Below are 1,266 nucleotides of genomic sequence, written 5' to 3'. Positions count from 1 at the left end.
AACCTGGCCCACCGTTATGAGAGTTCGGATTGGGTAAAAGGAATCGCAGTGGGCTGCTGGAGTGAGGGCGTAGCCCGAACGGAAGCAGGCCACTGCGACGCGAAGTCTGCGGGGGTCTGACCGCCCAGACTGCCGTGCGGGCGACGGTGGTTGTATGTTTGTCTCCACGCCGTGATGATCGTGCGGGCCTCGGCCAGCGTCGCGAACAGTTCGCAGTCCAGGCATTCGTCGCGGAGGCGGCTGTGGAAGCTTTCGACGTATCCATTCTGCCACGGGCTGCCAGGTTCGATGAACGACGAACCCACGTCGATCTTCTTTAGGAACTGCTGCACGCGACGGCTGATGAACTCAGGGCCGTTGTCGCTACGAATGAACTCCGGCACGCCGCGGATCGCGAACAGGTCAGTCAGCAGTTCCACCAGGTGATCACCAGTGAACTTGCGATTCACTTCCAAAGCGATACATTCCCGCGTGAACTCGTCGACCAGCGACAGGATCTTCAGCGGCCGACCATTCTCGGTCCGATCGAAGATGAAGTCGATCGACCAGACATGATTCGGATGCTCAGCCTGTCGGCGTGTGATGCCTCCTTCGACCGTGCCTAGTCGTCGCTTTTTCGCTCGTTTTACCGACACTTTTAGTCCTTCCTGCCGCCATAGACGATAGATGCGTTTGAAGTTCACCTGCCAACCTTCCCGACGTAACACGCGTGTGATCATGCGATAGCCATAGCGAGGGAAATCGCGAACCAGTTCCAAAATTCGCCCGACCAGGCGACGTTCTTCTTCATTGTCACGCGGCACGTACCGCTGCGAACTGCGAGCCACGCCCAGGGTTCGGCACGCGCGCCGTTGCGATACCGAGCATGCTTGCTGAACGTGTCGCACCGCCAGACGCCGCCGAGCCGGGCTCAGAAGTTTCCCTCGGCCGCTTCCCGCAGAATCCGCTTGTCGAGTTCCGCCTCGGCCAGCAGTTCCTTCAGGCGTCGGTTCTCCAGTTCGAGTTCACGCAGCCGCTTCGCCTCGTCCGACTTCATCCCGCCGAACTCCTTCTTCCACCGCATCCAGGTCGCCTCGCTGATCGCGAGGGCCTGATAAACTTCGGCCGACGACTTGCCAGCCGCCAACATGGCTTCGCCCTCTTGCAGGGCTTTAACGATCTGTTCGGGACTACGTCGTTTACGCTTCTTGGTCATGGGAGTCTCCTTGGCCGAAATTGGCCTCTAGACTCTCATAACACATGGACCAGTTTTTGGGGAGCATGCCA

Annotated in this window: 2 protein-coding genes; both read right to left on the bottom strand. The window is 59.2% G+C overall.

Features of this window, described 5'->3' with window-relative positions:
- Positions 1-14: 14 nt before the first annotated feature.
- A complete protein-coding gene (locus C5Y96_RS00940; protein WP_409994407.1) occupies positions 15-887 on the bottom strand; it encodes an IS3 family transposase in 873 nt (290 codons plus the stop codon).
- 23 nt (positions 888-910) lie between these two features.
- Entirely contained in the window at positions 911-1,195 is a 285-nt protein-coding gene (locus tag C5Y96_RS28065; protein WP_409994406.1) for a transposase, read from the bottom strand.
- Positions 1,196-1,266: the final 71 nt, after the last annotated feature.

This window comes from Blastopirellula marina, from assembly GCF_002967715.1.
Classification (GTDB): domain Bacteria; phylum Planctomycetota; class Planctomycetia; order Pirellulales; family Pirellulaceae; genus Bremerella; species Bremerella marina_B.
This window is presented reverse-complemented; position numbering and strand designations above follow the sequence as displayed.

What these genes read in the sequence shown, in the direction of transcription:
- C5Y96_RS28065 (WP_409994406.1), bottom strand. Translation starts at nt 1,195, where the DNA reads ATGACCAAGAAGCGTAAACGACGTAGTCCCGAACAGATCGTTAAAGCC.